Source organism: Kibdelosporangium aridum, assembly GCF_900176515.1.
Taxonomy (GTDB): domain Bacteria; phylum Actinomycetota; class Actinomycetes; order Mycobacteriales; family Pseudonocardiaceae; genus Kibdelosporangium; species Kibdelosporangium aridum.
In genome coordinates this window covers 139605-162749 of the sequence record NZ_FWXV01000005.1, presented here as the reverse complement: position 1 = coordinate 162749, position 23145 = coordinate 139605, and the positions used below count along the sequence as shown (strand labels likewise).

Sequence of the window (23145 nt, the reverse complement as noted above, 5' to 3'; positions counted from 1 at the left end):
TCGATGTACTTCCCGGTCGGACAACCCCTGTGCTACTACTTGCCCCTTTTCTACCTCGAGGCGGGTACTTCGTGTCGAGCGCTGGAAGTACCCGCCGCGAGGAGCTCTTTCTACGCGGTTGTCAGCCGAGCAGTCCTGCCGCCCTGGCCCACCGGTACTTCGCACCCAGCACCGCCACCGGCTTCTCGGTGGTGTACGGGTACGCCACAATGCGCCTGTCGTACAGGTATTCGCAAGCGCGTTCCACCTCGACGTCACCGGCGAGTGATGCCACCACCGGCTTGTCGATGCCCTTCGCCCTGGCCTCCTCGACGACTCGCGCGGTCAACTCGGCGAACACCATAGGGGGTGTGACAATGGTGTGCCAGTAGCCGAGGATCAGCGAGTGGATCCTGGGGTCCTCAAGTCCCAGGCGGATGGTGGCCTCGTACGTTGACGGCGGTTCACCACCGGTGATGTCGATCGGGTTGCCCGCCGCACCGAACGGCGGGATGAACTTGCGGAACGCCTCGTCGAGGTCCGGCGGAATGTCCATCAAGGACAGTCCTTCTGCGACAACGGCGTCCGAAAGCAGCACACCGGACCCACCGGCGCCAGTAATGATCACGACGTTTTCGCCTTGCGGCGTCGGCAGAAGCGGCACGCCACGGGCGTACTCCAGCATCTCGTTCAGGCCGGGCGCCCTGATCACGCCTGCCTGCTTGAGGATGTCGTCGTACACCTTGTCGTTGCCCGCCAAGGCACCCGTGTGCGAGCTGGCCGCACGCGCACCCATGTCGGTACGTCCCGCTTTGAGCACGATGACCGGCTTCTTCTTGGTCATCCGCTTCGCCGCGTCGACGAACGCCCTGCCGTCCTTGAGGTCTTCCAGGTGCATCGCCATGACGTTGGTGTTGTCGTCCTGCTCGAAGTACGTCAGCAGGTCGTCCTCGTCGATGTCGGACTTGTTGCCCAGCCCGACGATCGCCGACACACCCATCTTGGTGGACCTGGCGAAACCGAGGATCGCCATGCCGATACCGCCACTCTGCGACGTCAGCGCGACGCCACCCTTCACGTCGTACGGCGTGCAGAACGTCGCACAGAGGTTCTGCGGTGTGTAGTAGTAGCCGTAGATGTTCGGGCCGAGCATCCGGATGTTTCGCCGCGCGGCGATCTCGACGATCTCGTCCTGCAGCTCGTGGTTCCCGGTCTCGGCGAAGCCGGACGGAATGAGCACCGCGGCCGGGATTTCCTTGTCGCCGCACTCTTCCAGCGCCGCGGGCACGAACTTCGCCGGGATGGCGAAGACCGCGACGTCGACGTCACCGGGGATGTCCTTGACCGACTTGTATGCCTTGCGGCCCATGATCTCGTCGGCCTTCGGGTTGATCGGGTGGATCCCGCCCTGGTAGCCGCCGTTGATCAGGTTCTTCATCACCGAGTTGCCGATCTTGCCCTCCTGGTCGGAGGCACCGATCACGGCAACGGCGGTCGGGTTCATCATCTTGGTCATCACCCGCAGGATCTCCTCCTGCGGGATCTGGCGCTTCTGCGGGACCGGGCCGGTCTGCAGGATGATCCGCACGTCCGCGGCCACCGCGCCGTCCTTGGAGGCGAACACCGGGTTGAGGTCGAACTCGCTGATCTCCGGGAAGTCAGTGACCAGTTCGGACACTCGGCGCAGCACGTCGGCGAGCGTGTCCGCGTCGACCGGGTCGGCGCCACGAGCTCCCTTGAGGACCTCGGCGGCGGCGATGCCGTCCAGCATGGACACAGCTTCGTCCTGTGACACCGGCGCGAGCCGGAAGGTGACGTCCTTCAGCACCTCGACGAGCACACCGCCGAGTCCGAAAGCGACAACCTTGCCGAACGTCGGGTCGGTCGTGGCACCGATGATGACCTCTTGGCCACCACCGACCATCTGCTGCACCTGAACGCCGTCGATCTGCGCGTCGGCCTTGTAGTTCTTCGCGTTGGCGATGATCTTCTCGAAGCCGGCCCGTGCGGCGTCCGAATCGGACACTCCGACGAGCACGCCGCCTGCCTCGGTCTTGTGCAGGATGTCCGGCGACACGATCTTCAGCACGACCGGGAAGCCGATCTTCTCGGCCAGCGCGACCGCCTCGTCGGCGGTCGCGGCCAGTCCTTCGCCGGGTGTCGGGATGCCATAGGCGTCGCAGACGCGCTTGCCCTCAGGGGCGGTCAGCGAATCGCGGCCCTCAGCCCGCACCTTGTCCAGGATCTCCCGGACCGTCTCGGCGTCGTAACTCATGGGATCAGATCACTCCGTTCGCGGAGAGCTCGGTCAGCTCTTCCTCGGCGACGCCCAGTTCCTGGACGTAGATATCCTTGTTGTGTTCGCCGAGCAGCGGTGAGCGCTCGACCTCCGCAGGCGAGTCCGAAAGCTTGATCGGCATGCCGACCGTGGTGAACGTGCCGCGCTGCGGGTGCGGGACATCGACGACCATCTCGTTGGCGCGCAACGACTCGTCTTCGATGATCTCCTTCGTGGACAGGATCGGTCCACATGGGATGTTGTGCTTGTTCAGCATCGCGAGCACGTCGTACTTGCTGTGGTTGATCGACCATTCCTCGATCATCTGGAACATCTTGTCCAGCTTGTTCAGCCGGGCCTCCGGGGTGGCCCACTCGGGGTCCTCGGTCAGGTCGGTCCGGCCGATCAGCTGCGTGATCGGCTCCCAGCCGACGGGCTGGACGATCACGTAGACGTAGTCGTTCGGCCCACCCGGCGCGCACCGCACGGCCCATCCCGGCTGGCCACCGCCGGAAGCGTTGCCAGAGCGCGGAACCGTGTCGCCGAACTCCTTGTTCGGGTACTCCTTGAGCGGGCCGTGGGCCAGCCGCTGCTGGTCGCGGAGCTTGACGCGGGCCAGGTTGAGCACCGCGTGCTGCATCGCGACCGTCACGCGCTGGCCGCGTCCCGTCTGCTCGCGCTGGTACAGCGCGGCAAGAATGCCTGCCACGGCGTGCATACCGGTACCGGAGTCACCGATCTGCGCTCCCGTGGCAAGCGGCGGGCCGTCCTCGAAGCCGGTTGTGCTCATCGAGCCGCCCATGGCCTGAGCCACGACTTCGTACGCCTTGTAGTGCGTGTAGGGGCCCTCGCCGAAACCCTTGATGGACGCGTAGATCAGGCGCGGGTTGAGCTCCTGGAGCTTCTCCCACGGGAACCCCATCCGGTCCACCGCACCGGGGCCGAAGTTCTCAACCATGATGTCGAACTTGCCGATCATCTGGGTGAAGAGTTCCTTGCCCCGCTCGCTCTTCATGTTCAGGGTGATGCTGCGCTTGTTGCAGTTGAGCATCGTGAAGTAGAGGCTGTCCGCGTCCGGCAGGTCCCGCAGCTGCTTGCGGGTGATGTCGCCGGTCGGAGCCTCCACTTTGACCACATCAGCGCCCAGCCACGCCAGGATCTGGGTGGCGGAGGGCCCTGACTGGACGTGAGTGAAGTCGAGGACGCGAACGCCGTCGAGTGCCTTGCCCATGACAGTGCCCTCCCTGCTACTTGTACATGGTCTGGTTCATCGTGCCTGGCGCGTAGACCTCGGGGTCCACCCAGACGTTGATCAGCGAGGGCAGGCCGGACTCGCGGGCGCGGCGCAGTGCCGGGCCGATGTCCTTGGGGTCACGCACTTCCTCGCCGTAGCCGCCGAGCATCTTGGCGAACTCGTCGTACTTGACGTCGCCGAGGGTGTTGCCGACGCGGCCGCGGTCAGCGCCGTACTTGGCGATCTGGCCGTAGCGGATCTGGTTCATCGACGAGTTGTTGCCGACGATGCCGACGAACGGCAGGTTGTAGCGGACCAGCGTCTCGAAGTCCCAGCCGGTCAGCGAGAAGGCACCGTCACCGAACAGGGCGACGACTTCCTTGTCCGGGCGGGCGTACTTCGCCGCGAGGACAAAGGGAATGCCGACACCGAGCGTCCCGAGTGGACCCGGGTCCATCCAGTGCCCCGGCGACTTCGGCTGCACGACCTGGCCGGAGAAGGTGACGATGTCGCCGCCGTCGCCGATGTAGATGGAGTCCTCGGTGAGGAACTCGTTGATCTCGTGCACCAGGCGGTACGGGTCGATCGGGGTGGAGTCGGAGTGCTGACGCGGCAAGCGCTTCTGGTAAGCGGCGTCCTCGACGCCACGCAGCTCCTCCAGCCACGCCTTGCGGTTGGCGGCACCGGTGCTGGTGCGGCCGGAGGCAGCCTGGGTGACAGCGGCGAGCACGGCGCCGGCGTCGCCGACGATGCCCAGGTCGATGTCACGGTTCTTGCCGACCGTGCGGTAGTCCAGGTCGATCTGCACGACCGTAGCGCTCGGGGAAAGCCGCTTGCCGTAACCCATCCGGAAGTCGAACGGGGTGCCGACGATGATGATCAGGTCCGAGTTCTGGAACGCGTAGCGGCGCGCCAGCTGCAAGTGGTGCGGGTCGCCAGGAGGCAGCGTGCCGCGGCCGGAGCCGTTCATGAAAGCCGGGATGTTCAGCGTGCGCACGAAGTCGATCGCCTCGTCGCTGCCCCTTGTGGTCCAGACCTGGCTGCCGAGCAGCACGCAAGGCTTCTCGGAGTGCACGATCAGGTCCGCGAGCCGCTCGATGTCGGCGGGGTCGCCGATCGACCGGGTCGAGGCGCGGTAGCGGCCTGCCTCGGGAATGCGGGCCTTCTCCAGCGGCACCTTCGCGTCCAGGATGTCGCGCGGGATCTCCAGGAACGACGGTCCGGGCGCGCCGGCCATCGACTCACGGAACGCCATCGACACGAGGTCGGCGATCCGCTCAGTGTGCGGGACGCCCGCGGCGAACTTGGTGATCGGGGTCATCATGTCGACGTGCGGGAGGTCCTGCAGCGAGCCCATCTTGTGCTGGCTCAGCGCGCCCTGGCCGCCGATCAGCAGCATCGGGCTCTCCGCACGCAACGCGTTCGCTACACCGGTCACCGCGTCGGTGGTTCCGGGTCCCGCGGTGACGACCGCGCAGCCAGGCCTTCCAGTGATGCGGGCATATCCGTCGGCCGCGTGTGCCGCCACCTGTTCGTGGCGGACGTCGACCACTTCGATGCCCTCGTCAACACAGCCGTCGTAGATATCGATGATGTGACCACCACAGAGCGTGAAGATCACATCGATACCTTCGGCCTTGAGTGCCTTTGCCACGAGGTGACCACCAGAGATCATCTCGGGCTCCGCGGCACCGTTGGATGCCTCGACACCTGCGTTCTCGGGCACCGCCTGGGCCGTTTGTGCCATCTGGTCATCTCCTCGGGTCGCATACTGCATACCGTATGTACTTCATAGTGGACCTCTTAATGTCCCTTTGTCCAGACTTCAATCGCGCCAGTCCACGCCGCGCCATCTCTCTACCACTGTGGACACTCGGGATATCGCCTCAGACAAGGACATTCCTCGCCCGACGGCAACTCCAAGCAGATAACAAGTCAGTGGCGCGGCCGGGCCGCCCACATCTCTGGCGACACAGCGCGCCAAGTCCAGGAGCGCATGTCTGTCCAGTTCGTCCGGTCCGAGGCCGAGCTCGGCCACGGCCAGATCCGTCCACTCGTCGAGGACGGTGTTCTTGTGTGAAAGTGAAAACTTCACGACCTTCGCCCCTTCCGCAGTCGTCGTTGACTTGCGTCGAGTCGTTCGGTCACCCCCCGCGCGTCCAGCAGTTCCAACAGGGGTACGGCCACACGCCTGCTCGTCCGCAACGCCGTGCGCACCTGCGCCACCGTGAACGTCTCCGGCAGCTCGGTCAGTACGGCCTTCGCCAGGTCGATCGCGTCCGGCCGGAGGTACACCCCGTCGGCCAGGCGGATCAGCATTCCCCTTGCCACCGCGGCATTCAGGCGTTTGGCCGTCAGTCCCAGCTCGTTGAGGCGCGGTTGTTCCGGCGCCGCGAAGGGTTCCATCGCCAGGTCGTCGATCAGCTTCTCCAGCGCGTCGCGTGGGCCAAGAACAAGCCGCCCACCCAACATGCGCACACCCAGGCCACGCGACGCCCTCGCCAGTGGTTCGACCAGCCGCCGGTCCGGCAAACCAAGCACTTGCGCGGCAACGGGTTTCGGCATCGCCGGGTCTTCCGGATGGCGTGCGGCGTACTCACGCACGGCCTCGAGCAGCGACTGGCGCAGCTTCTGGAAACGGTCCGGATCAAACAGCCACTCCCCCACCGATGGTGCGCGCGGCACCGTACAACCCATCGCGACGAGGTCGCTGCGCCGCACCATTCCGCGCCTGCGCAGCTCCTGCATCCCGTCGGTGGTGATGTCTCGTTTGGACAGTTCGACGGCACGTTCCACCATGGCACCACCCAGCCGCAGGTCCGGCGGCAGGATGTCGAGCACGGTGACACCCGCGACGACGAGGTGCCGCTGCGGATCGTGCAACAGGCCGGAGTCACCGATGCGCAGCGGCAGTGGTGAGCGCAGTGTCAGCCGGGCGACGGACGGACCGAGATGACGGACATGGGCGGGTATTCCGGCCGAACCGATGTGCAGCACCAGTTCCCGCGCCGGCATCCCCGATTTGTCCAGCATCTTCAGCCGGACGTCGATTACGGACACGAATCTCCAGCTGTTGAGCGCGACCAAAGCCTGTCCCCTGCGCATCCGGCGGGGATTGATTCCGTCGACTTTCATGGCCACCCGGCCTGCCCCGGTGACCGCTGTCATCGGCTGTCCGAGCGACTCCAAGGACTCAATTCGGACACGGCGTCCGGTCGGTGCGACCACCAATTCATCACCGGTGTGCAAAGTGCCAACCGGAAGCGTCCCGGTGACGACTGTTCCCGCCGTCTCGTCGACCCAGAGCCGCACTGCCGCGGCCGGGTCCGGCAACGGCATCCGGTCGGCCAGCCGATCAAGCGCGTGCCTCAGCTCGGCGATGCCCTCCCCGGTCAAACCGCTGACCACGACCGGTTCGGCCTCGGCAAGACTGGTACCGGCCAGCTCAGCGCGGGCCCGCCGCAGCGTCGGCAGCGGATCGGCGAGATCGCTTCGGGTGACGACCAGCAAACCTTGACGAATTCCCAACGCGTGCAGCGCCGCCAAATGCTCACTCGACTGCGGCATCCAGCCGGAGTCGGCGGCCACCACAAGGAGCACCGCGGAGACCGGGCAAATGCCTGTCAAAGTGGCGGCCGCAGGCAAATCGACCAATTCGACCATGCGCCCGGACGGCAATTTCGTCCACGCCGAGCCAAGCGTCGGCGTCATCCCGGTGAGCCGCTCCACCAGTGTCGACTTTCCGTGGTCGGCATGGCCGGCCGTCGCGATTACCCACATCGCACATATCGCCCCGCACCAGGCATTTGGCATGCCTCCTCGACACCGTTGACCGAAGGTGTTCATACGGTATACTGAATACACTATCGACGCAAGAACGGAGCCGCCCGTGAGAGTTGCTGTTCTTGGCGCCGGTGCAATCGGCGCGTATGTCGGAGCCGGACTCCATCGTGCTGGAGTCGAGGTTCATCTGATCGCCCGTGGAGCTCATCTGCAGGCGATCAAGGCGTCGGGTCTCAAGGTACTGTCTCCGCGAGGAGACTTCGAGGTCCATCCGTACGCTACCGACAACCCAGAAGAGGTCGGGCCAGTCGATCACGTCTTCCTCGGCCTCAAAGCCAACCAGTACGCAGCGGCAGGGCCCATGGTCAAGCCGTTGCTGCACGAAACCACAACACTGATAACCGCACAGAACGGCATCCCGTACTGGTACTTCCACGGGCTGCCCGGTCCTTACGAGGGTCACCGGATCGAGAGCGTGGATCCCGGTGGCGCGGTGAGCAAGGCACTACCGGTCCACCGGGCCGTCGGCTGCGTGGTCTACGCGGCGACCGAGATCGAGCAGCCTGGGGTGATCCGTCACCTGGAAGGCACCCGGTTCTCGATCGGCGAGCCGGACGGCTCGATGTCCGTGCGCTGCAAGGAGTTCTCCGACGCGATGATCGCGGGCGGGCTGAAGTGCCCGGTCGAGGCCGATCTGCGCAACGACATCTGGATCAAGCTGATGGGCAACATCGCGTTCAACCCGATCAGCGCCCTGTCGCGGGCCACGATGGCATCGATCTGCCGTCACGACGAGACCCGCGAACTGGTTGTCAGGATGATGACCGAAACCCTCGAGGTTGCCGCCAGCCTCGGGTGCCACCCGAAGATGTCGGTCGAGCGCAGGCTCGCCGGCGCCGAGAAGGCGGGTGAGCACAAGACGTCCACTCTCCAGGATCTGGAGAAGGGCAAGCCCCTCGAGTTGGACGTGATCATCAAGGCGGTAGTGGAGCTGGCCGATCTGACCGGCGTCAAGGTACCCACGTTGCGTACGATCGGCGCCGTGGCTGACCTGTTGAACGAGCAGTTGACCGCCGCTTAATCCCTTTTTTGGGTAGCCTTCGGGCCGTGTTGCTGCGCCAGCTTGAGTATCTCGTGGCCTTGGCTCGCGAGGGGCATTTCTCGCGCGCAGCGCAGGCGTGTCACGTTTCGCAACCGTCGCTGTCCGCGGCGATCCGCAAGCTCGAACGCGAGCTGGATGTGCCGATCGTCCGCAGGGGTAACAGGTACGACGGGCTTACGCCGGAAGGCGAACGGGTGCTCCTCTGGGCGCACCGGATCCTCGCCGAGTGCGAGGAGTTGCGACAAGATCTGTCCACAATGTCCAACGGGCTGGCCGGGACGCTCCGAATCGGGGCGATCCCGACCACCCTGACCGTGGCCCCGCTGCTCACCACGCCGTTCTGCGCGCGCTACCCGCGTGCCAGGGTAGCAATCGAGTCGTTGTCCTCTCAGGACATCGTCCACCGGCTCACCGAGTTCGAACTGGACGTCGGGATGACCTATTTGGACGGTGAGCCGCTCGGCCGGGTCCGCACATTTCCCTTGTACGAAGAGAAATACCTGCTGCTCGTGCCGGACTCGCACGAGCTGGCCGAGCAGCAGGTGGTCGGCTGGGCCGACGCGGCCAAACAGCCGCTGTGCCTGCTTTCCGCGCAGATGCGCAATCGCCGCATTCTCGACGAGATGTTCGCTTCCGTCGGCGCCATGGCCGTACCTTCGGTCGAAACCGACACCGTGTCGGCCTTGTACGCGCATGTCGCCACCCGCAACTGGTGCAGCGTGATCTCCCACGCGTGGCTGAACATGTTCGGTGTGCCGCAAGGGATGCGCGTGGTTCCACTGGAACGAGTCAGACCCGCGCCCCGGATCGGCCTGGTGATCGCCGACCGCGATCCTGAACCACTTGTGGCCCGGGCACTGGTCGACGTCAGCGCGAGCGTGGACGTCCGGGCGGCGCTGGCCGCGCACCTGCGATAGTTCTAGCCTCTCGCAGGATAGAGAACTTCGCTTTGACCTGGCGTTCCGGTCGGGAGAACCCTGGGGCCATGGCGAAAATCCTCTGCGTTCTCTATGACGACCCGGTCGACGGCTACCCCGCCACCTACGCCCGCGACGACCTGCCCAAGATCGAGCGGTACCCGGACGGGCAGACCCTGCCGACGCCGAAGGGCGTCGACTTCACACCGGGACACCTGCTCGGCAGCGTGAGCGGCGAACTCGGCCTCCGGTCCTTTTTGGAGTCCCAAGGGCACACCTTGGTCGTCACGTCCGACAAAGACGGCCCCGGCTCGGTGTTCGAGCGGGAGCTCGTCGACGCGGACGTCGTGATCTCGCAGCCGTTCTGGCCTGCCTACCTGACGCCGGAACGGATCGCCAAGGCCCGCAACCTGAAGCTCGCGGTGACCGCGGGCATCGGCTCGGACCACGTCGATCTCAAGGCCGCGATCGACGCGGGGATCACGGTGGCCGAGGTGACGTACTGCAACTCGATCAGCGTCGCCGAGCACGTGGTGATGATGATCCTGGGGCTGGTCCGCAACTACATCCCGTCGTACCAGATCGTCGTGGACGGCGGCTGGAACATCGCCGACGCCGTATCCCGGTCGTACGACCTGGAGGGAATGCAGGTCGGAACCGTTGCCGCAGGCCGGATCGGCCTCGCCGTGCTGCGGCGGCTCGCGCCCTTCGACGTCAAGCTGCACTACACCGACCGGCACCGGCTGCCGCGCGAGGTCGAGGAAGAGCTGGGCCTGACGTTCCACGCGAGCACCCAGGAGATGGTGCCGCACCTGGACGTGGTGACGATCAACGCGCCGCTGCACCCGGAGACCGAGGGGCTCTTCGGGGACAAGCTGCTCAGCACGATGAAGCGCGGGGCGTACCTGATCAACACGGCCCGGGGCAAGATCGCCGACCGGGACGCGATCGTGCGGGCGTTGGAGAGCGGGCAGTTGGCGGGATATGCCGGCGATGTGTGGTACCCGCAGCCCGCGCCTGCTGACCACCCGTGGCGGAGCATGCCGCACCACGGGATGACGCCGCACATCTCGGGGTCTTCGCTGTCGGCTCAGGCTCGGTACGCGGCTGGGACGCGGGAGATCCTGGAGTCCTGGTTCGGCGGGACGCCGATCCGGGACGAGTACCTGATCGTGGACGGCGGCAAGCTGGCCGGGACAGGGGCCCACTCGTACTCGACGAAGTAGCGGGCAGCCCTCATCGCATCGACAATTCCCCAGGGGGAGCCCCTGATCTTCACGTTACCGGAGGGGTATGACAGTTTCGGTCGCGCCGACGGTCAGCCCGGCCACGGGCACCTAAGGCGACCACACTGCGTTCACCGTATGGAAAGGGCTTGCCGCCATCTCCGGCAGGCCCTTTCGCCTGTCAGCGCAGATCCATGCCGAACGTGTACCCGTCGCCGGTCCTGTCGATCTCGGTGAAGCCGACGTGCCGGTAGAAGCCGATCGCCCGGGTGTTCCTGGCCCACACCCGCAGGTGCACGCCACGCGACCCCTTCGCCCGCAGCGCGTCGATGAGCGTGTTCATCAGCTGGCCGCCCACGCCTTGGCCCTGTGTCCGGGGCAACAGGTTGATGTGCAGGTGTGACGGGTAGTCCTCGAGGTATTTCCCGGGTGTCGTGTCCGGGTGGTGGATGTGCCGCATCAGCTGCTGGTCCTGGGTCAGCGAGTCCCCGGCCGGGTCCGGGTACTGCGTCCGCAGTTCCGGCCACCAGTCCCGTTCCAGTTCTTCCTCGAAGGCCTTGGTGTCCAGCGCACCGAGCACGAACCCGCTCACGCCTTCCTCATCTTCGGCGACGAACGCCAAGGACGGCTCCAGCACCGCGTACGGGCCGACAAAGACGTGGCCGAGCAGCTGCGGGTCTTCGTACAACGCGGTGGCGTCCTCGCCCGCGTCCCCCGTCTGCAGACAGATCCGGTACAGCGCGTCGACGTCATCCAGCCTGCCAGGCCTCACGGTGATCACAAGGACAACTTACTTCGCGTACGCAACGCACATGCCCAGTGACCTTCCGGATATGCCCTGACCGCGTCATGCGGCCCTCACACGGGCGTGGGATCGTAGACTCGTCACGGATAAAGGGGCGTGATGACAGTAGATCCATTTGTGCATCCGGCGCTGTTCTACCGCGGCGCCGATGAGTACATCGCGGGCACTGTGCCGTTCATCGCCGAAGGACTGGCGAAAAGCGAGCCGGTGGCTGTCGCTGTACCAGGACCGCAACTGGATCTGATCCGCACTTCGCTCGGTGCTTCCGCCGCGAACGTGACGATGCTGGACATGACCAAGGCAGGCCGTAACCCCGGTCGCATCATCCCTGGTGTGCTGCGGGCGTTCGCCGACGAGCACAACGGCCGGGTCCGGGTCATCGGCGAACCGATCTGGCCGGACCGTTCGGTGGTCGAGTACCCGGCGTGTGTTCAGCACGAGGCGTTGATCAACCGGGCATTCGCCGGTCGCCGGGCCACGATTCTCTGCCCGTACGACACCGACGGCCTCTCCCCCACTGTGCTCGCCGACGCGTTTCGCACCCACCCGACAGTGATCGACTCGGACGGCACGCGCGCCAGCACGTCGTTCGCCCCTGATGCCGTTGTGGCCACGTACAACCAGCCGTTAGTCGCGCCGCACAACGCCGAATGCCGGATGGTCGACGCGTCCAGCCTCGGCGAGCTGCGCAGGTTCGTCACGAAGTTCGCCGCCCACTCCGGCCTCGCCCCTGACCGGACCACCGACCTCGTTCTGACGGTCGACGAACTGGCTGCCAACAGCGCACGGCACGGGGGCGGCATCGGAACGGTGTACCTGTGGACCGAGCCGGACACCCTGGTGTGCCAGATCAGCGACGCCGGGTACATCCGCAACCCGCTCGCCGGCCGGATCCCCGCACCGGTCAAGCAACTCGGCGGCCGGGGGCTGCTGCTGGTCAACCACTTGGCCGACCTCGTCAGGATGCACACCGCCCCGGCAGGTACGACCATCCGGGTCTATTTCAGGCTTCCCCGCCGAGCGGAACCGGTGCTGGGCGATCACACACGCTGAGCACGTCCATGGACTTGCCGGACTCCGACGCGGCCAGCAACGACTCCATGATGTCCAAGACGTGGTGCGCCAGTTCACCGCTGGCCCGTAACGGTGTTCCGTGCTCGATCGCGGTGACCATGTCCGCGACACCGTAGCCGCGGTCCGCGTTGAGATAACCCGCGGACGGCTGGATGACAGTCCACTGTGGATCAGACGGGTGGAACACCGACACGATTCCCTCGAACCCGTTGGGATCCGGTACGGACAACGCGCCTTCCGTGCCGTAGATCTCGATCCGTGGCAGCTGACCTGCCCACACCCCGAAGCTCATCATCATGGTGGACAACGCGCCCGTGCTGTGTTCCAGCACGCCGGTGACGTGCGTCGCCACCTCGACCGGGAAGACCGTTCCGGCCCTGGGGCCACTGCCGATGGTCCGGGTCGCCACCGGTGTCGACGCCATCCCGACCACCCTGCGGACCGGGCCGAGCAGTGTCACCAGTGCGCTCAGGTAGTACGGGCCCATGTCCATCAACGGCCCACCGCCGTGCCGGTAGTAGAACTCCGGATCCGGGTGCCACCGCTCGTGGCCCGGTGTGGTCATGAAAGCCGTTGCGGCGAAAGGAGCACCGATTCCTCCGCTGTCCAGAGTCGCTCGCGCGGTCTGCACACCGGTGCCCAGCACGGTGTCCGGCGCGCAGCCGACCTGCACACCTGTCCGGTCGGCCAGCGAAAGGATCTCCCGTGCTTCGACAGTCGTGATGGCGAGCGGCTTTTCGCCGTAGACGTGTTTACCTGCTTCGATGGCGCTGCGGGCCACCTCTGCGTGCGCGGACGGGATCGTGAGGTTCAGGACCAGGTCCACGTCCGGGGCCGTGTAGATCTCCGCCACGGACGTCGCCCGGACGCCGGGATACCCGGCCGCGACTGCCTCGGCGCGTTCCGGCATCAGATCGGCGACGGCGGTGACTCGTGTGTCTGCCAAGTCCCGCAGGGTGTCCAGGTAGACCTTGCTGATCACACCCAGTCCGACGACTCCGATCCGCATCGAACCACCCCTCGCCATCCGTAGATCGGTTCGAACCCCAATACCGTACGGCACAATCGACCGGAGTACACCGACTCGAATTCGCCAAACGGCCGCGTGATCACGGCCGTCGGGTGGTAGGTGCCCAGTAGTTCGGCCGTGGAAACCAAAGCGGTCGTATCGGGCGCGACAACGTTGAGCAAATGGTGTCCCTCAAGGGGAACAGACAACGCGGCTTCGACAGCCCTGACTGCGTCACGCATGTCCAGCCACGCCCACAGCCCGCCGCGGTCGACGCCTGGATCGTCATGGATGCGCTTCAAATGGTGCTCCAATCGCGCACCCGTGCCGATGAACGGGAAGCGCAGGCTCACCACCGTTGTCCGCCAACGCCTGCTCGCGGCGGCCGCAATCGTTTCACCGACTTGCTTGGACAGGCCGTAGACATCGTCACCGACAAAGGGATGGTCCTCGGTCACCGGCACCTGGACCGGCGAGACACCCAGTTGCGACCACGCCAGTCCGAGCGCTGACGCGCTGGAGACGTACACGATCCTGCCGACCCCGGCCCGGCCTGCCGTGTCGAGCACGTTGTACGTGGTCTGGACGTTGTTGCGGAAGACCTCGTCGTCCGGATGGTCCACAGGGGACGGAATGGCCGCGCAGTGCACCACCGCGTCCACACCGGCCACCACGCCTTGGACGTGTGCCAGGTCGGCCAGATTTCCCGTGATCACGTCGCTGACCGGCGCTGTGATCGTCGTCCTGTCGTGCGCCCGAACACTGTGCCCCGCTGCGGAAAGCCGCTCGGCCACCAAGCCGCCCAGCGCCCCACCAGCCCCGGTGACCAGCACCTTCACCCTTTGACCGCCCCTACGAGTCCGTTGACGAAATACCGCTGCAGCAACACGAACAGCACGATCACCGGCAGCACGATGATCACCGACGCCGCCATGATCACGTTGTACTGCGGTGACGTGGTCGACATCAGGCTCTGCACCCCGAGCGGCAAGGTGAACACCGCGGGGTCGTTGAGCGACACCCTGGTCAGCACGAACTCGTTCCACGTCGGCACCGCGGTCAGCAGGGCGATCGTGACCAGCGCCGGGCGGCACACCGGCAGGTAGATCGACAGGAACGTGCGCAGCTCGCTGGCTCCGTCGCACCGCGCCGACTCCCGCAGCTCGCTGGGGACCGATCGGAAGGCGTTGGTGAGCAACAGGATCGCCAATGGTGCCGTGCCGTTGATGAACGGCAGCACGAGGCCCAGTCGCGTGCCGAGGATTTCCAGTTCCTGCTGCAGGATCACCACCGGCAGCAACACCGTGATACCCGGTACGAACAGCAGCGAGACGAACCCAGCGTAGATCACCTTGCTGCCCGGGAACTTCAGCACCGCGAAGGCGTACGACGCCAGGGAGTAGACGACCAACACACCGATCACGGTCGCGCCGGTGACCAGCAGGCTGTTGCCGAAGTACTGCAGGAAGTCCAGTTCGCCCCAGGTCGTGGCGAACGTGTCGAGCGTGGGCCGGTCCGGGATCAGGGTGCCGCCGTCCAGCACTTCCTGGCGGTCCTTGAACGCACCCGACACCATCCAGGCGAACGGGTACAGGCTGATCAGGGCGTAGCCGCCGAGGACGACATAGGCGATGACACGGGCCTTCATGTGCGGCTCCGCAGCATCCGGACGTTCACGAACGCCAGCAGAATCGCGGCGACGAACAGCAGCCAGCCGATCGCGCTGGCGATGCCCAGAGTGGGCCTTAGTTCCTTGAAGAACGCCTGCTTGTAGATCTCCAGCCCGAGTACGTTGGTGTGCCCGCCCGGCCCGCCGTTGGTCATCAGCAGGAACATCTGGAAGCCCTGCAAGGCGTCTCTGAGGTTCAGCAGGACCACTGCCGCGGTGATCGGCCGAAGCAGCGGCCAGATCACCGACGTCGTGGTGCGCAACCCGGTTGCGCCGTCCACTTTGGCCGCATCGAGCACCGCGGGGTCGATCGCCTGCAGCCCGGTGAGGTAGAGCAGGATCGCGATCGGGATCGACGACCACGCCATCACCGCGATCAAAGTCGGCAGCGCGGTCGCCGGGTTGCCCAGGAATCCTTGGGGTTGAGCCAACGTGCCCAGCCCCAGTGATTCGAGGATGAAGTTCAGCGAACCTTGTGGCTGCAGGACATACGTCCACGCGTAGAACACCGCGATACCGGTGGTGACGTACGGCAGGAAGAACACCGTCCGCAATGTGGTGCGCAGGAACGTGATGCGGTTCAACGCGAGCGCGACCGGCAAGCCGGCCACCACCGCCAGAATCGGCACCACGATCATCACCAGCAGCGTGTGCACCGCCGCGTCCAGGACGTACGGCGCGACGTTCGGGTCGCGGAACAGCACGTCCAGGTAGTTGTCGATGCCCACCCATGTCCAGTGTGGACTGAACCCGTTCCACCTCGCGAAGCTCAGCAGCAGGCTGTAGCCCAGGGTGTACACGCCCAGCACGGCGAAGAAGATCACCGCGGGCAGGATGAACGCGTATCCCGTGAGCGCTTCGCGAGTCCTGCGGCGGCGCTTTACTTCCACGAGTCGGCGATGATCGTGCCGAGCTGGCGGTTGGTCGACTCGGGTGTCTCCTGCTTCAACGGTGACATCTTCACCAGCGCGTCACCGGCGATCGCCTGGTCGTACGTGGGACTCTGGAAGGCGACGTCGAACGCGTCGTAGGTCTGCGGGCCTGGATCGCCGAAGCTCTGCTGCAGTGCCGCCAAGTCCGGTCCCAGCAACTCGCCCGCCTTGTCGCCGAGGTCGACGCCGGGAAGGTCGAGCGATGCCTTGGCGAACGCGCCTGCCTGGTCCACTGTGGTCAGGAAGTCCATCCATTTGACGACCGCGTCCGGGTTCTTGGTCTGCGCCGACATCGACAGCCCGGTCAGTGCCAGCGGCGCGAGCTTCAGGTTCTTCACCGCCCCGTCCGCGGCGGCGGGCAGGCTGAACGCGAGCACGTCGCCGGCCTTCATGCCTTCTTGTTGGATGGCGGCGAGGGTGAACGTGCCGCCGATGTTGAAGGTCGACTTGCCCTGAGCAAACGCTCGGTCAGCGTCATCGATGCCCAGTGTCTGGGTGCCCGGCGTCCAATACGGGGTGAGCTGGTCGTACAAGGCCAGCACCTGCTGCCCGTCCGGACTGCCGAAGGCCTTGCCCGAGTCCTTGCCGAACAACGCTTGGTAGCGTTCCTTGCCCAGGTACGCGTACGCCAGCGGCTGCAGTGTCCAGTTGAAGCCGGTGCTGGAGGACTTCAGCCCCAACGTCAACCCGCCCGACTGCGGGTCCTTCTCCTGCGCGGTCTTCAGCCACGAGATGAAATCCGCCCACGTGGCGGGTGGTTTGGCCGGGTCGAGTCCGGCCGCTGCCAGCTTGGCCTTGTTGGCGTAGACGATGCCGAAGGCACCGGTGGTGAACGGGACGCTGAACAACTGCCCCTGCTTGATGCCCGCGTCGGCCGCTTTCGGCTGCAACGAGCGCTGGTAACGCAGGTCGCTGACCAGGCCGGCGTCCGCGGTTCCCTTGAGGAAGCGAGCTTTCCAGCCTTCGTTAACGGTGTCCTTCAAGTCGGCGAGGATTCCGGCGCCGCCAAGCACGAAATCCTCGCCTGCCGCGTGCACCTCCATCACGTCCGCCAGATTTTTGGTGGACGCGGCGCTCATGACCTTGCTCTTGAAGGTGTCGTCCGGGGTGTAGGCGGTGACCTTCACCGTGATCCCGGTCTGCTGCTTGAACGTGGCGGCCGCGGCCTCGAGCGGTTTGACGTGGGTCTGCTTGAAGGTCCACATCTCCAGCGTCACGTCGCCCGAGCCGCCGCCGGACGACGAACCACTGCACCCACTGACGAACAGAGCTGATGCGGTTAAAGCAGCCAGAAGCCGGACCACGATGTCCTCCCAGTGCCTGATCTGTGGCACACCGTAAGGTCGCCAGATTTAGCATGTCAAGGACCATTAGCATGTTAAAGTGCTCGGGTGACTGGAGCCCAACCGCCGCTCTACCAGCAGGTGAAGCGGGAGCTTCTGGCTGCCATCGCGGCAGGCGAGTACTCCCCCGGCAAGCCGTTCGTGACCCAGCGGGAGATCTGCGAACGTTTCGGGGTCAGCCACGCCACGGCCGTGCGCGCGCTGAACGAGCTCGCCGCCGAAGGCCACGTCGTGCGCAGGCGTGGCCAGGGAACCTTTGTCGCGGAACGGAAACCGGCTCCTGGTGATCAGACGGTCGCGTGCATCCTGCAGTACCACGGCCCGCACGTGTCGCAGTTGCTCGCCGGGGTCGAGGCAGGCTGCGCCGAATTCGGCTACCGGCTGTACCTCACGCACTGCGAGGGCGATACAGCGCGTGAGGAGCACGCGTTACGCCAGGCGTTGGCGCACAACGCAAGCGGGATCATCATCTACCCCGCCGAAGGCAGCAGGATCGAAGGCGTCTACGAAGAGGTCCGCAGCCACCGGGTGCCGCTGGTCATGGTCGACCGGTACCGGCCGGACCTGGCGACCGACGCGGTGCTGGTCGACAACTTCGGCGCGGGCCATGATCTCACGGTCGAGCTGATCGGCATCGGCCATCGCGTGATCGCGACCCTGTGGGACGAGACCGATGCGACCAGTGTCCGAGACCGGCTGGCCGGTCATCTGCAAGCCTTGCGGGAGCACAACATCCCTGCCCGTCCCGATCTCACGGTGTTGCGCCGTTACCGGAGCCAGCCTGTCGAGCAACGCCGAGCAATGTTGCGTGAGCTCCTCAATGGACCGCAGCCGCCGACAGTCTTCCTGTGCTCCAACGGTTACGCTCTTGCCACAGCCGCACACGACCTGGCGGCGTTGGGATTGGACATTCCCGGTGACGTCGATCTGGCCGGAATGGACGACGCGGGCCCGTTCGACGTACTGCCGTTGACGGTGGCCGCGGTCGAGCTCCCGTCGCGGGAACTGGGCCGCCGCGCGATGCGCCTGCTGCACTCCCGGGTCACCGAAGGACCGGCCGACCCCGAGATGATCGTGCTGCCGGTGACGGTGAAGAACCGGAAATCCGCGCCAGGCCATCTCCGAGTCGTCGGCGCGCCTTGGGAAGGCCGCTGATGCTCGCCTCGGCACCGTGGCCGAGCACCGGTGTGCGGATCACCGCGGTTCGAACGTTTCTGACCGCGCCGCAAGGGTCGCCGTACCTGATCGTGCGAGTGGAGACCTCCGAGCCCGGCCTCTATGGCCTGGGCTGCGCGAGCGATCCACAGCGGACTCTGGCCGTACGATCGGTGATCGACGATTACCTCGGCCCGATGGTGATCGGCCGTGACCCCTCGGACATCGAGGACATCCACCGGTTGTTGCTTAACTCGGGCTACTGGCGCGGCGGGTCGATCGAAGGCAACGCCCTCGCCGGAATCGACGTGGCTTTGTGGGATATCAAGGCGAAAACCGCCGGGCTGCCGCTGTTCTCGTTGCTGGGTGGCCGAGTCCGTGAGTATGCCTCCGCGTACACCCATGTGGACGGTCGTGAGGTCGAGGAGATCGTCGACGGTGTGATCGCCGCGACTGAACGCGGTTTCCGGCATATCCGCGTCCAGGTTGCCGTCCCGGGCACGGACACATACGGCGCCGGTGCGTTGTCCCGATCGCGGGACGGACGATGGGATTCCTTGGCATATCTCGGTTTCGTCCCCGCAGTGCTGAGTGCCGTCCGGTCGGGGATACCGGACGGCCTCGAACTGCTGCACGACGTGCACGAGCGGCTGACTCCGGCGCAGGCGCGCAGTTTGCTGGCCGCGGTCGAGGAGCTGGACTTGTTCTTCCTCGAAGACCTGCTGGCACCGGAGGATGCCGGGTATTTCGCGGACTTCCGGGCTTCGCCGGTCCCGTTGGCGATGGGTGAACTGTTCCACGACGTAACCCAGTTCCTGCCACTGATCCACGCCCGGGCAATCGACTTCGCCAGAATCCGCATCCCCACCCTCGGCGGCCTGACACCGGTCCGCAAACTCGTCGCCGCATGCGAACTCACCGGCATCCGGATCGCTCCACACGGCCCAGGCGACGTGAGTCCCATTGGCCACGCCGCAAACCTGGCCATCGACATCTCGTCACCGTCGTTCGGTGTCCAAGAGGCCGCCACGCTCCGCGAAGCCACCCTCGAAGTCTTCCCCGGCACTCCCGTTCCCGACCACGGCGTCCTACGCCCATCGCTCGATCCCGGATTGGGCGTGGACTTCGACGAGGCCGCAGCCAAGCAATACCCGCCACCTGAGCCAGGCGACCACGACCGATGGGCACTGCTACGCGGAGCTGACGGCCAGGTGCACCGCCCATGACCCGCGTGTCCACCTTTGCGACACGACGAAATGCACTTTCGTGCACCATGTGATGACCATTCCGGCACCATGAGATGGGCTGAGCCAAGAATTTGGTGGTGCCGGAACGTGTGTTTCAGGGTGCCGGAATGGTGGACACGGCTTGTTGGGCTAGTGCAGCGGCAGTTCGACGACCGCTTGGTGGTCCGGGTGTTCGGCGATGACTGTCAGAAGGTCTGCCCCTTCGGGCGGACTTGGGAAGAACGCCCGGTTCTCAAACAGCAGGCCACTGACGGCCGACGAGCTTCCGCCGGACATGCTTGTGCTGCGGTACTGCGTGCCGTGGTCATCCCAGGCGCGCCAACGGATGCGTCCGTCGAAGAACTGCCGGATGCTTTCCGACTGCCAGTCGCTGTCCTGCGGCAGCGCCGAACGCAGGATCAGGGCGCCGCTCCATACCTCGAGGCTGATGAAGGTCCGGCTGATGTCACCGTGTTTGACACTTCTGCCGACCAACGAAACCACCCTGAGCAGGTCGTGTGGGTCCGTCGGCTGAACAGCCGCCGGGCCGCGGACGACAGGTGGCGCGTCGGAGGAACGCCGGGCGAACGCCGTAGGCCCGAAATGGCTCGTTTCCGAGGTGTGGTGGCGGACCACAGTGATCCACCCGGCCCGTTCCATCGTCTTGCGCAGGTCGGTCAGCAGACGATCCCCGTCCTGCGGGGTCAGGACGCCCGCGGCGGTCAGGCCGGTCGCGATGCCGTTGATCTCCTGCAGGTTGATCGAAGCGCCGCGAACGGCTTCAGGCTGTTCCCGGGCTGCCCGCAGTCGGTCGCTGATCAACTTCTCCAAGTACGCCCTGCCGTCCATCTCGCCATAGTGCCCGATGGCGCGCGATGAGAGTGGCACGCTCGGTCGCGATGATCAGGCACACGGCGCCGGCGCCGGCCAGCAGGACCGACATGATGCCGAAGACCATGTTCAGTTCGTGGCCCAGCATCACCGAGGTGAACGTCCAGATCGACAGACCGATCAACGCACCGAGTACGCCTGCGCTGTACTTCGCGGACGGACGCCGATAGCCGCGGCGCAGCGTTCGCGACATGGACTCGAGGTAGGCGGCGGCGAACAGTGCGAGCAACAGGCTGCCTGTGCCCATCAGGCTGACAAGCGGGTGTTGTTCGGACTTGAGCGTGAACGTCTGGACGGCTTCCGGTCCGCCGCCTTTCGGTGTCCACCGGAGCTCACCGGTGATGGTGCCGCCGACGATCCAGCGGGCGATCGGCGGCATCGTGATCTCGGTGGTGAATTTCCGGTCACGATCCGGTTCGACCTGGCTCGTGCCTGAGCCGAGCGGGATGCCCCCGCCGGACATGCTCATCGTCAACGACCCGTCGACCACGTCATCGCCAGTGACCGAGACGGGTTTGGTGAGATCCACGGTCGCTGGGCCGGTGCTGGGCGCACCGCGAACCGACATGTTCGACGTGCTGTCGTGTGACAGCGTTGTGGGCGTCAGCAACGACACGACGACCACGCCGAGCAGAGCCGCGGCCGCGATCCAGCCGGGCACGCGCGGGCGTTTCAGCGCAGGCGAGTCCGGGTCCACAATGGTCGGATCAGCTGTGTCGCTGCCGATCTTCGGCGTGACGACTGTCAGCTCTTCCCGTGGTGCCGCGCCGGTCGCCAAGGCGGCGACGACCCGTGGTGCGAGGTGCAGCACCGGGATACCGGATCGTTCCAGCCAGCCCTGGCCGTAGGCGCTCGTCGCCGCCGACGCCAAGTCGGTCGCGAACGCCTCGGCTTCCTTGTACCTGGCGGGAAGTTCCCGTGCGATACTGCGCATCACGACCGTTGCCAGCGGTTCGGGTACGCGTTCGATCTGCTTGGGATCGGCGAACATGTGCTGGCGAATCAACGCCAGCGCACCACGATCCCGGTCGAACGGCAGATCGCCGCTGAGTAGTTCGTATAACACCGTGCCTGCCGCGTAGACATCCGCGGCAGGCGTCAAAGCGTTGCCCATCGCCTGTTCTGGGGCGATATACGCGGGCGTGCCAAGGATCTGGCCGCCGTGCGTGACGAGCGTGGCACCTTCGCTGATCACCTGCGCGATGCCGAAGTCCGCGACCTTCACCACGCCCGCGGTGTTGAAAAGCAGGTTCTTCGGTTTGACGTCCAAATGCAACACACCCGCGACATGCGCGGCGTGCAGGCCCGACAGCATCGCCAACGTGATGGCGCAGGCCTGCTCCTGGTCGATCTTCCCGGCGTGGAACCGGTCGAACACCGTGCCGCCGTCCAGCTTCTCCATCACGAGCAGGTTCTGCACGTAGTCGTAGACCGGCACGATGTGCGGGTGGTCCAGACTCGCCAGAACCCTTGCCTCGCGGTCGAACTGGACGAACGCACCGACCCGCCCGGCCATGTCAGGTGGCAGCTGCTTGATCGCCACCTGACGGTTGAGCGTCCGGTGCACGCCGGAGAAGACCTCGCCCATTCCACCGGAGCCGATCTGCCCGCCGATCGTGTACTGCGGCAAGGCGTTGACCATGCTCAGCGGCGCTGTCATCCGTAAGCCTCGGTGGTGCTGTCCATCCGGCGCGTGGTCATGCCGATCGTCGGATCATCCGGGCCGCCCAGTGGCGGCGGTGGCGGCGGAAGTGGGTGCGGCGTCAGGTATCCGAGCACTAGGCCGATCGCAGCAGCGGCGATAACGATGGGGATCTCAACTGTGGGCTCCGGCGGAACAAGCCGCAGCACCGACAGCGAAACCACCGCCACCAGGCCGGTTCCGATACCGGCAGGCAGGAAACGCAAGGCGCGGTTCCACCGGTTGGGCGAAAGCTTGTGCCGCGCAAGGGCGATCAGCGCTGTCGTCCAAATGAACGCGGTGAGCACCAGCAATGCCAGTCCGAACACGCCATAGACCGACCACAGTGAACCGCGGACGTCGGTGACCGTCTTCGAGCTGCCGATCACTTCCCGTTGTATGTCCAGGACTTCCACCGTGGCCGGCAGCAGGCCGATGGCCTGTCCTTCCAGCTCGGCCAGATCGAGCACCAAGGTCCGGGTCACCGTCTGACGTGCCGGGATGTCGTACGGAACCACTGTGTCGTAGGAGAAGAAGGTCAACGCCAGTGCCACGCCGGACAGCCGCACGCTGCGAACCTTCACCACCGCGTCGCTCTGGTTGGTCGCGGTCACCGTCAGCTCGACCGGCTTGCTCGGCTCCACTGTGACGGTGTTTCCGGTGATGTCCTTGCCATCAAAGGCGATCGTGATCTTGAGTGGCTCGGCGGCCGCCGCTGGCGACCCACCGAAAAGGACAGCTGCCACGCCGAGCGCAACCCCTGCCGCAATCACGCGTCTCATTGGGCATCCCGATTGTCGGTGTTGATAACTGGATGGGGATGCTACAACCTGTGGCGGAC

Annotated in this window: 20 protein-coding genes; 6 read left to right on the top strand and 14 right to left on the bottom strand. The window is 65.6% G+C overall.

What is annotated here, in order from left to right; all coding sequences use genetic code 11:
- Positions 1 to 121 precede the first annotated feature (121 nt).
- The 5 genes from B9C43_RS28070 to B9C43_RS28050 all read right to left on the bottom strand — a co-directional run bounded on the left by B9C43_RS28070 (position 122) and on the right by B9C43_RS28050 (position 7271).
- Positions 122 to 2254, bottom strand: a complete 2133-nt coding sequence (locus B9C43_RS28070; protein WP_084430000.1) for an acetate--CoA ligase family protein — start codon at positions 2252 to 2254, stop codon at positions 122 to 124.
- Between the two features lie 4 nt (positions 2255 to 2258).
- On the bottom strand, positions 2259 to 3488 hold the full coding sequence (frc, locus tag B9C43_RS28065; RefSeq protein ID WP_084429999.1) for a formyl-CoA transferase: 1230 nt from the start codon (positions 3486 to 3488) through the stop codon (positions 2259 to 2261).
- A gap of 16 nt (positions 3489 to 3504) precedes the next feature.
- Positions 3505 to 5238, bottom strand: a complete 1734-nt coding sequence (locus B9C43_RS28060; protein ID WP_084429998.1) for a thiamine pyrophosphate-binding protein — start codon at positions 5236 to 5238, stop codon at positions 3505 to 3507.
- 78 nt (positions 5239 to 5316) lie between these two features.
- Complete coding sequence (locus B9C43_RS28055; RefSeq protein WP_084429997.1) at positions 5317 to 5586, bottom strand: DUF6457 domain-containing protein; 270 nt, start codon at positions 5584 to 5586, stop codon at positions 5317 to 5319.
- Positions 5583 to 7271 (bottom strand): SelB domain-containing protein, encoded by a 1689-nt coding sequence (locus tag B9C43_RS28050; protein WP_033387665.1) that lies wholly within the window; start codon positions 7269 to 7271, stop codon positions 5583 to 5585. Before B9C43_RS28050 ends, B9C43_RS28055 begins: the two co-directional genes overlap by 4 nt.
- A 109-nt stretch (positions 7272 to 7380) precedes the next feature.
- On the opposite strand from B9C43_RS28050, the gene B9C43_RS28045 reads away from it, so the two are divergent.
- From B9C43_RS28045 to B9C43_RS28035, 3 genes are all read left to right on the top strand, one after another.
- A complete protein-coding gene (locus B9C43_RS28045) occupies positions 7381 to 8355 on the top strand; it encodes a 2-dehydropantoate 2-reductase (protein WP_084429996.1) in 975 nt (324 codons plus the stop codon).
- Positions 8356 to 8381: 26 nt separating this feature from the next.
- A complete protein-coding gene (locus B9C43_RS28040) occupies positions 8382 to 9293 on the top strand; it encodes a LysR family transcriptional regulator (protein WP_033387667.1) in 912 nt (303 codons plus the stop codon).
- A gap of 68 nt (positions 9294 to 9361) precedes the next feature.
- Entirely contained in the window at positions 9362 to 10519 is a 1158-nt protein-coding gene (locus B9C43_RS28035; protein ID WP_084429995.1) for an NAD-dependent formate dehydrogenase, read from the top strand.
- Between the two features lie 181 nt (positions 10520 to 10700).
- On the opposite strand, the gene B9C43_RS28030 is transcribed toward B9C43_RS28035, so the two are convergent.
- Positions 10701 to 11300, bottom strand: a complete 600-nt coding sequence (locus tag B9C43_RS28030; protein ID WP_033387670.1) for a GNAT family N-acetyltransferase — start codon at positions 11298 to 11300, stop codon at positions 10701 to 10703.
- Between the two features lie 123 nt (positions 11301 to 11423).
- On the opposite strand from B9C43_RS28030, the gene B9C43_RS28025 reads away from it, so the two are divergent.
- The gene (locus tag B9C43_RS28025; RefSeq protein WP_084429994.1) at positions 11424 to 12377 is read left to right on the top strand and encodes a sensor histidine kinase; all 954 of its coding nucleotides are present in this window, start codon (positions 11424 to 11426) and stop codon (positions 12375 to 12377) included.
- Here B9C43_RS28025 and B9C43_RS28020 read toward each other — a convergent pair.
- Genes B9C43_RS28020 through B9C43_RS28000 form a run of 5 tightly spaced genes read right to left on the bottom strand, consistent with a single transcriptional unit; the run spans position 12328 to position 17342 of the window.
- Positions 12328 to 13407: a Gfo/Idh/MocA family protein gene (locus B9C43_RS28020; RefSeq protein ID WP_084429993.1), complete on the bottom strand. Its 1080-nt coding sequence runs from the start codon at positions 13405 to 13407 to the stop codon at positions 12328 to 12330. The genes B9C43_RS28025 and B9C43_RS28020 overlap by 50 nt on opposite strands.
- On the bottom strand, positions 13377 to 14246 hold the full coding sequence (locus B9C43_RS28015) for an NAD-dependent epimerase/dehydratase family protein (RefSeq protein WP_084429992.1): 870 nt from the start codon (positions 14244 to 14246) through the stop codon (positions 13377 to 13379). Before B9C43_RS28015 ends, B9C43_RS28020 begins: the two co-directional genes overlap by 31 nt.
- A complete protein-coding gene (locus B9C43_RS28010) occupies positions 14243 to 15055 on the bottom strand; it encodes a carbohydrate ABC transporter permease (protein WP_084429991.1) in 813 nt (270 codons plus the stop codon). The genes B9C43_RS28015 and B9C43_RS28010 overlap by 4 nt, the downstream gene beginning before the upstream one ends.
- Positions 15052 to 15966, bottom strand: coding sequence for a carbohydrate ABC transporter permease (locus tag B9C43_RS28005; protein WP_033387673.1), 915 nt, complete (start codon positions 15964 to 15966; stop codon positions 15052 to 15054). The genes B9C43_RS28010 and B9C43_RS28005 overlap by 4 nt, the downstream gene beginning before the upstream one ends.
- Positions 15957 to 17342 (bottom strand): ABC transporter substrate-binding protein, encoded by a 1386-nt coding sequence (locus B9C43_RS28000; protein WP_084429990.1) that lies wholly within the window; start codon positions 17340 to 17342, stop codon positions 15957 to 15959. Before B9C43_RS28000 ends, B9C43_RS28005 begins: the two co-directional genes overlap by 10 nt.
- A gap of 57 nt (positions 17343 to 17399) precedes the next feature.
- Here B9C43_RS28000 and B9C43_RS27995 point away from each other — a divergent pair, with 57 nt between their 5' ends.
- Together B9C43_RS27995 and B9C43_RS27990 are read left to right on the top strand one after the other, a co-directional pair.
- Positions 17400 to 18506 carry a LacI family DNA-binding transcriptional regulator gene (locus B9C43_RS27995; protein WP_084429989.1) on the top strand — a complete coding sequence of 369 codons (1107 nt, stop codon included), beginning with the start codon at positions 17400 to 17402 and terminating at the stop codon, positions 18504 to 18506.
- Positions 18506 to 19732, top strand: a complete 1227-nt coding sequence (locus tag B9C43_RS27990) for an enolase C-terminal domain-like protein (RefSeq protein WP_084429988.1) — start codon at positions 18506 to 18508, stop codon at positions 19730 to 19732. The genes B9C43_RS27995 and B9C43_RS27990 overlap by 1 nt, the downstream gene beginning before the upstream one ends.
- 150 nt (positions 19733 to 19882) lie before the next feature.
- Here the strand turns inward: B9C43_RS27990 and B9C43_RS27985 are convergent, their stop codons facing one another.
- From B9C43_RS27985 to B9C43_RS27975, 3 genes are read right to left on the bottom strand one after another with little or no spacing between them, the layout of a single operon-like run.
- Positions 19883 to 20581 carry a hypothetical protein gene (locus B9C43_RS27985; protein WP_033387676.1) on the bottom strand — a complete coding sequence of 233 codons (699 nt, stop codon included), beginning with the start codon at positions 20579 to 20581 and terminating at the stop codon, positions 19883 to 19885.
- Complete coding sequence (locus B9C43_RS27980) at positions 20514 to 22283, bottom strand: serine/threonine-protein kinase (protein ID WP_084429986.1); 1770 nt, start codon at positions 22281 to 22283, stop codon at positions 20514 to 20516. The genes B9C43_RS27985 and B9C43_RS27980 overlap by 68 nt, the downstream gene beginning before the upstream one ends.
- A complete protein-coding gene (locus B9C43_RS27975; protein WP_235038878.1) occupies positions 22280 to 23086 on the bottom strand; it encodes a hypothetical protein in 807 nt (268 codons plus the stop codon). Before B9C43_RS27975 ends, B9C43_RS27980 begins: the two co-directional genes overlap by 4 nt.
- Between the last annotated feature and the right edge of the window lie 59 nt (positions 23087 to 23145).

Bases quoted from the DNA above. Each gene is read 5' to 3' on its own strand.
- B9C43_RS28070 (WP_084430000.1), bottom strand. From the start codon at position 2,254: ATGAGTTACGACGCCGAGACGGTCCGGGAGATCCTGGACAAGGTGCGG.
- frc (WP_084429999.1), bottom strand. From the start codon at position 3,488: ATGGGCAAGGCACTCGACGGCGTTCGCGTCCTCGACTTCACTCACGTC.
- B9C43_RS28060 (WP_084429998.1), bottom strand. From the start codon at position 5,238: ATGGCACAAACGGCCCAGGCGGTGCCCGAGAACGCAGGTGTCGAGGCA.
- B9C43_RS28050 (WP_033387665.1), bottom strand. From the start codon at position 7,271: ATGTGGGTAATCGCGACGGCCGGCCATGCCGACCACGGAAAGTCGACA.
- B9C43_RS28035 (WP_084429995.1), top strand. From the start codon at position 9,362: ATGGCGAAAATCCTCTGCGTTCTCTATGACGACCCGGTCGACGGCTAC.
- B9C43_RS28025 (WP_084429994.1), top strand. From the start codon at position 11,424: ATGACAGTAGATCCATTTGTGCATCCGGCGCTGTTCTACCGCGGCGCC.
- B9C43_RS28020 (WP_084429993.1), bottom strand. From the start codon at position 13,407: ATGCGGATCGGAGTCGTCGGACTGGGTGTGATCAGCAAGGTCTACCTG.
- B9C43_RS28010 (WP_084429991.1), bottom strand. From the start codon at position 15,055: ATGAAGGCCCGTGTCATCGCCTATGTCGTCCTCGGCGGCTACGCCCTG.
- B9C43_RS27990 (WP_084429988.1), top strand. From the start codon at position 18,506: ATGCTCGCCTCGGCACCGTGGCCGAGCACCGGTGTGCGGATCACCGCG.
- B9C43_RS27985 (WP_033387676.1), bottom strand. From the start codon at position 20,581: ATGGACGGCAGGGCGTACTTGGAGAAGTTGATCAGCGACCGACTGCGG.
- B9C43_RS27980 (WP_084429986.1), bottom strand. From the start codon at position 22,283: ATGACAGCGCCGCTGAGCATGGTCAACGCCTTGCCGCAGTACACGATC.
- B9C43_RS27975 (WP_235038878.1), bottom strand. From the start codon at position 23,086: ATGAGACGCGTGATTGCGGCAGGGGTTGCGCTCGGCGTGGCAGCTGTC.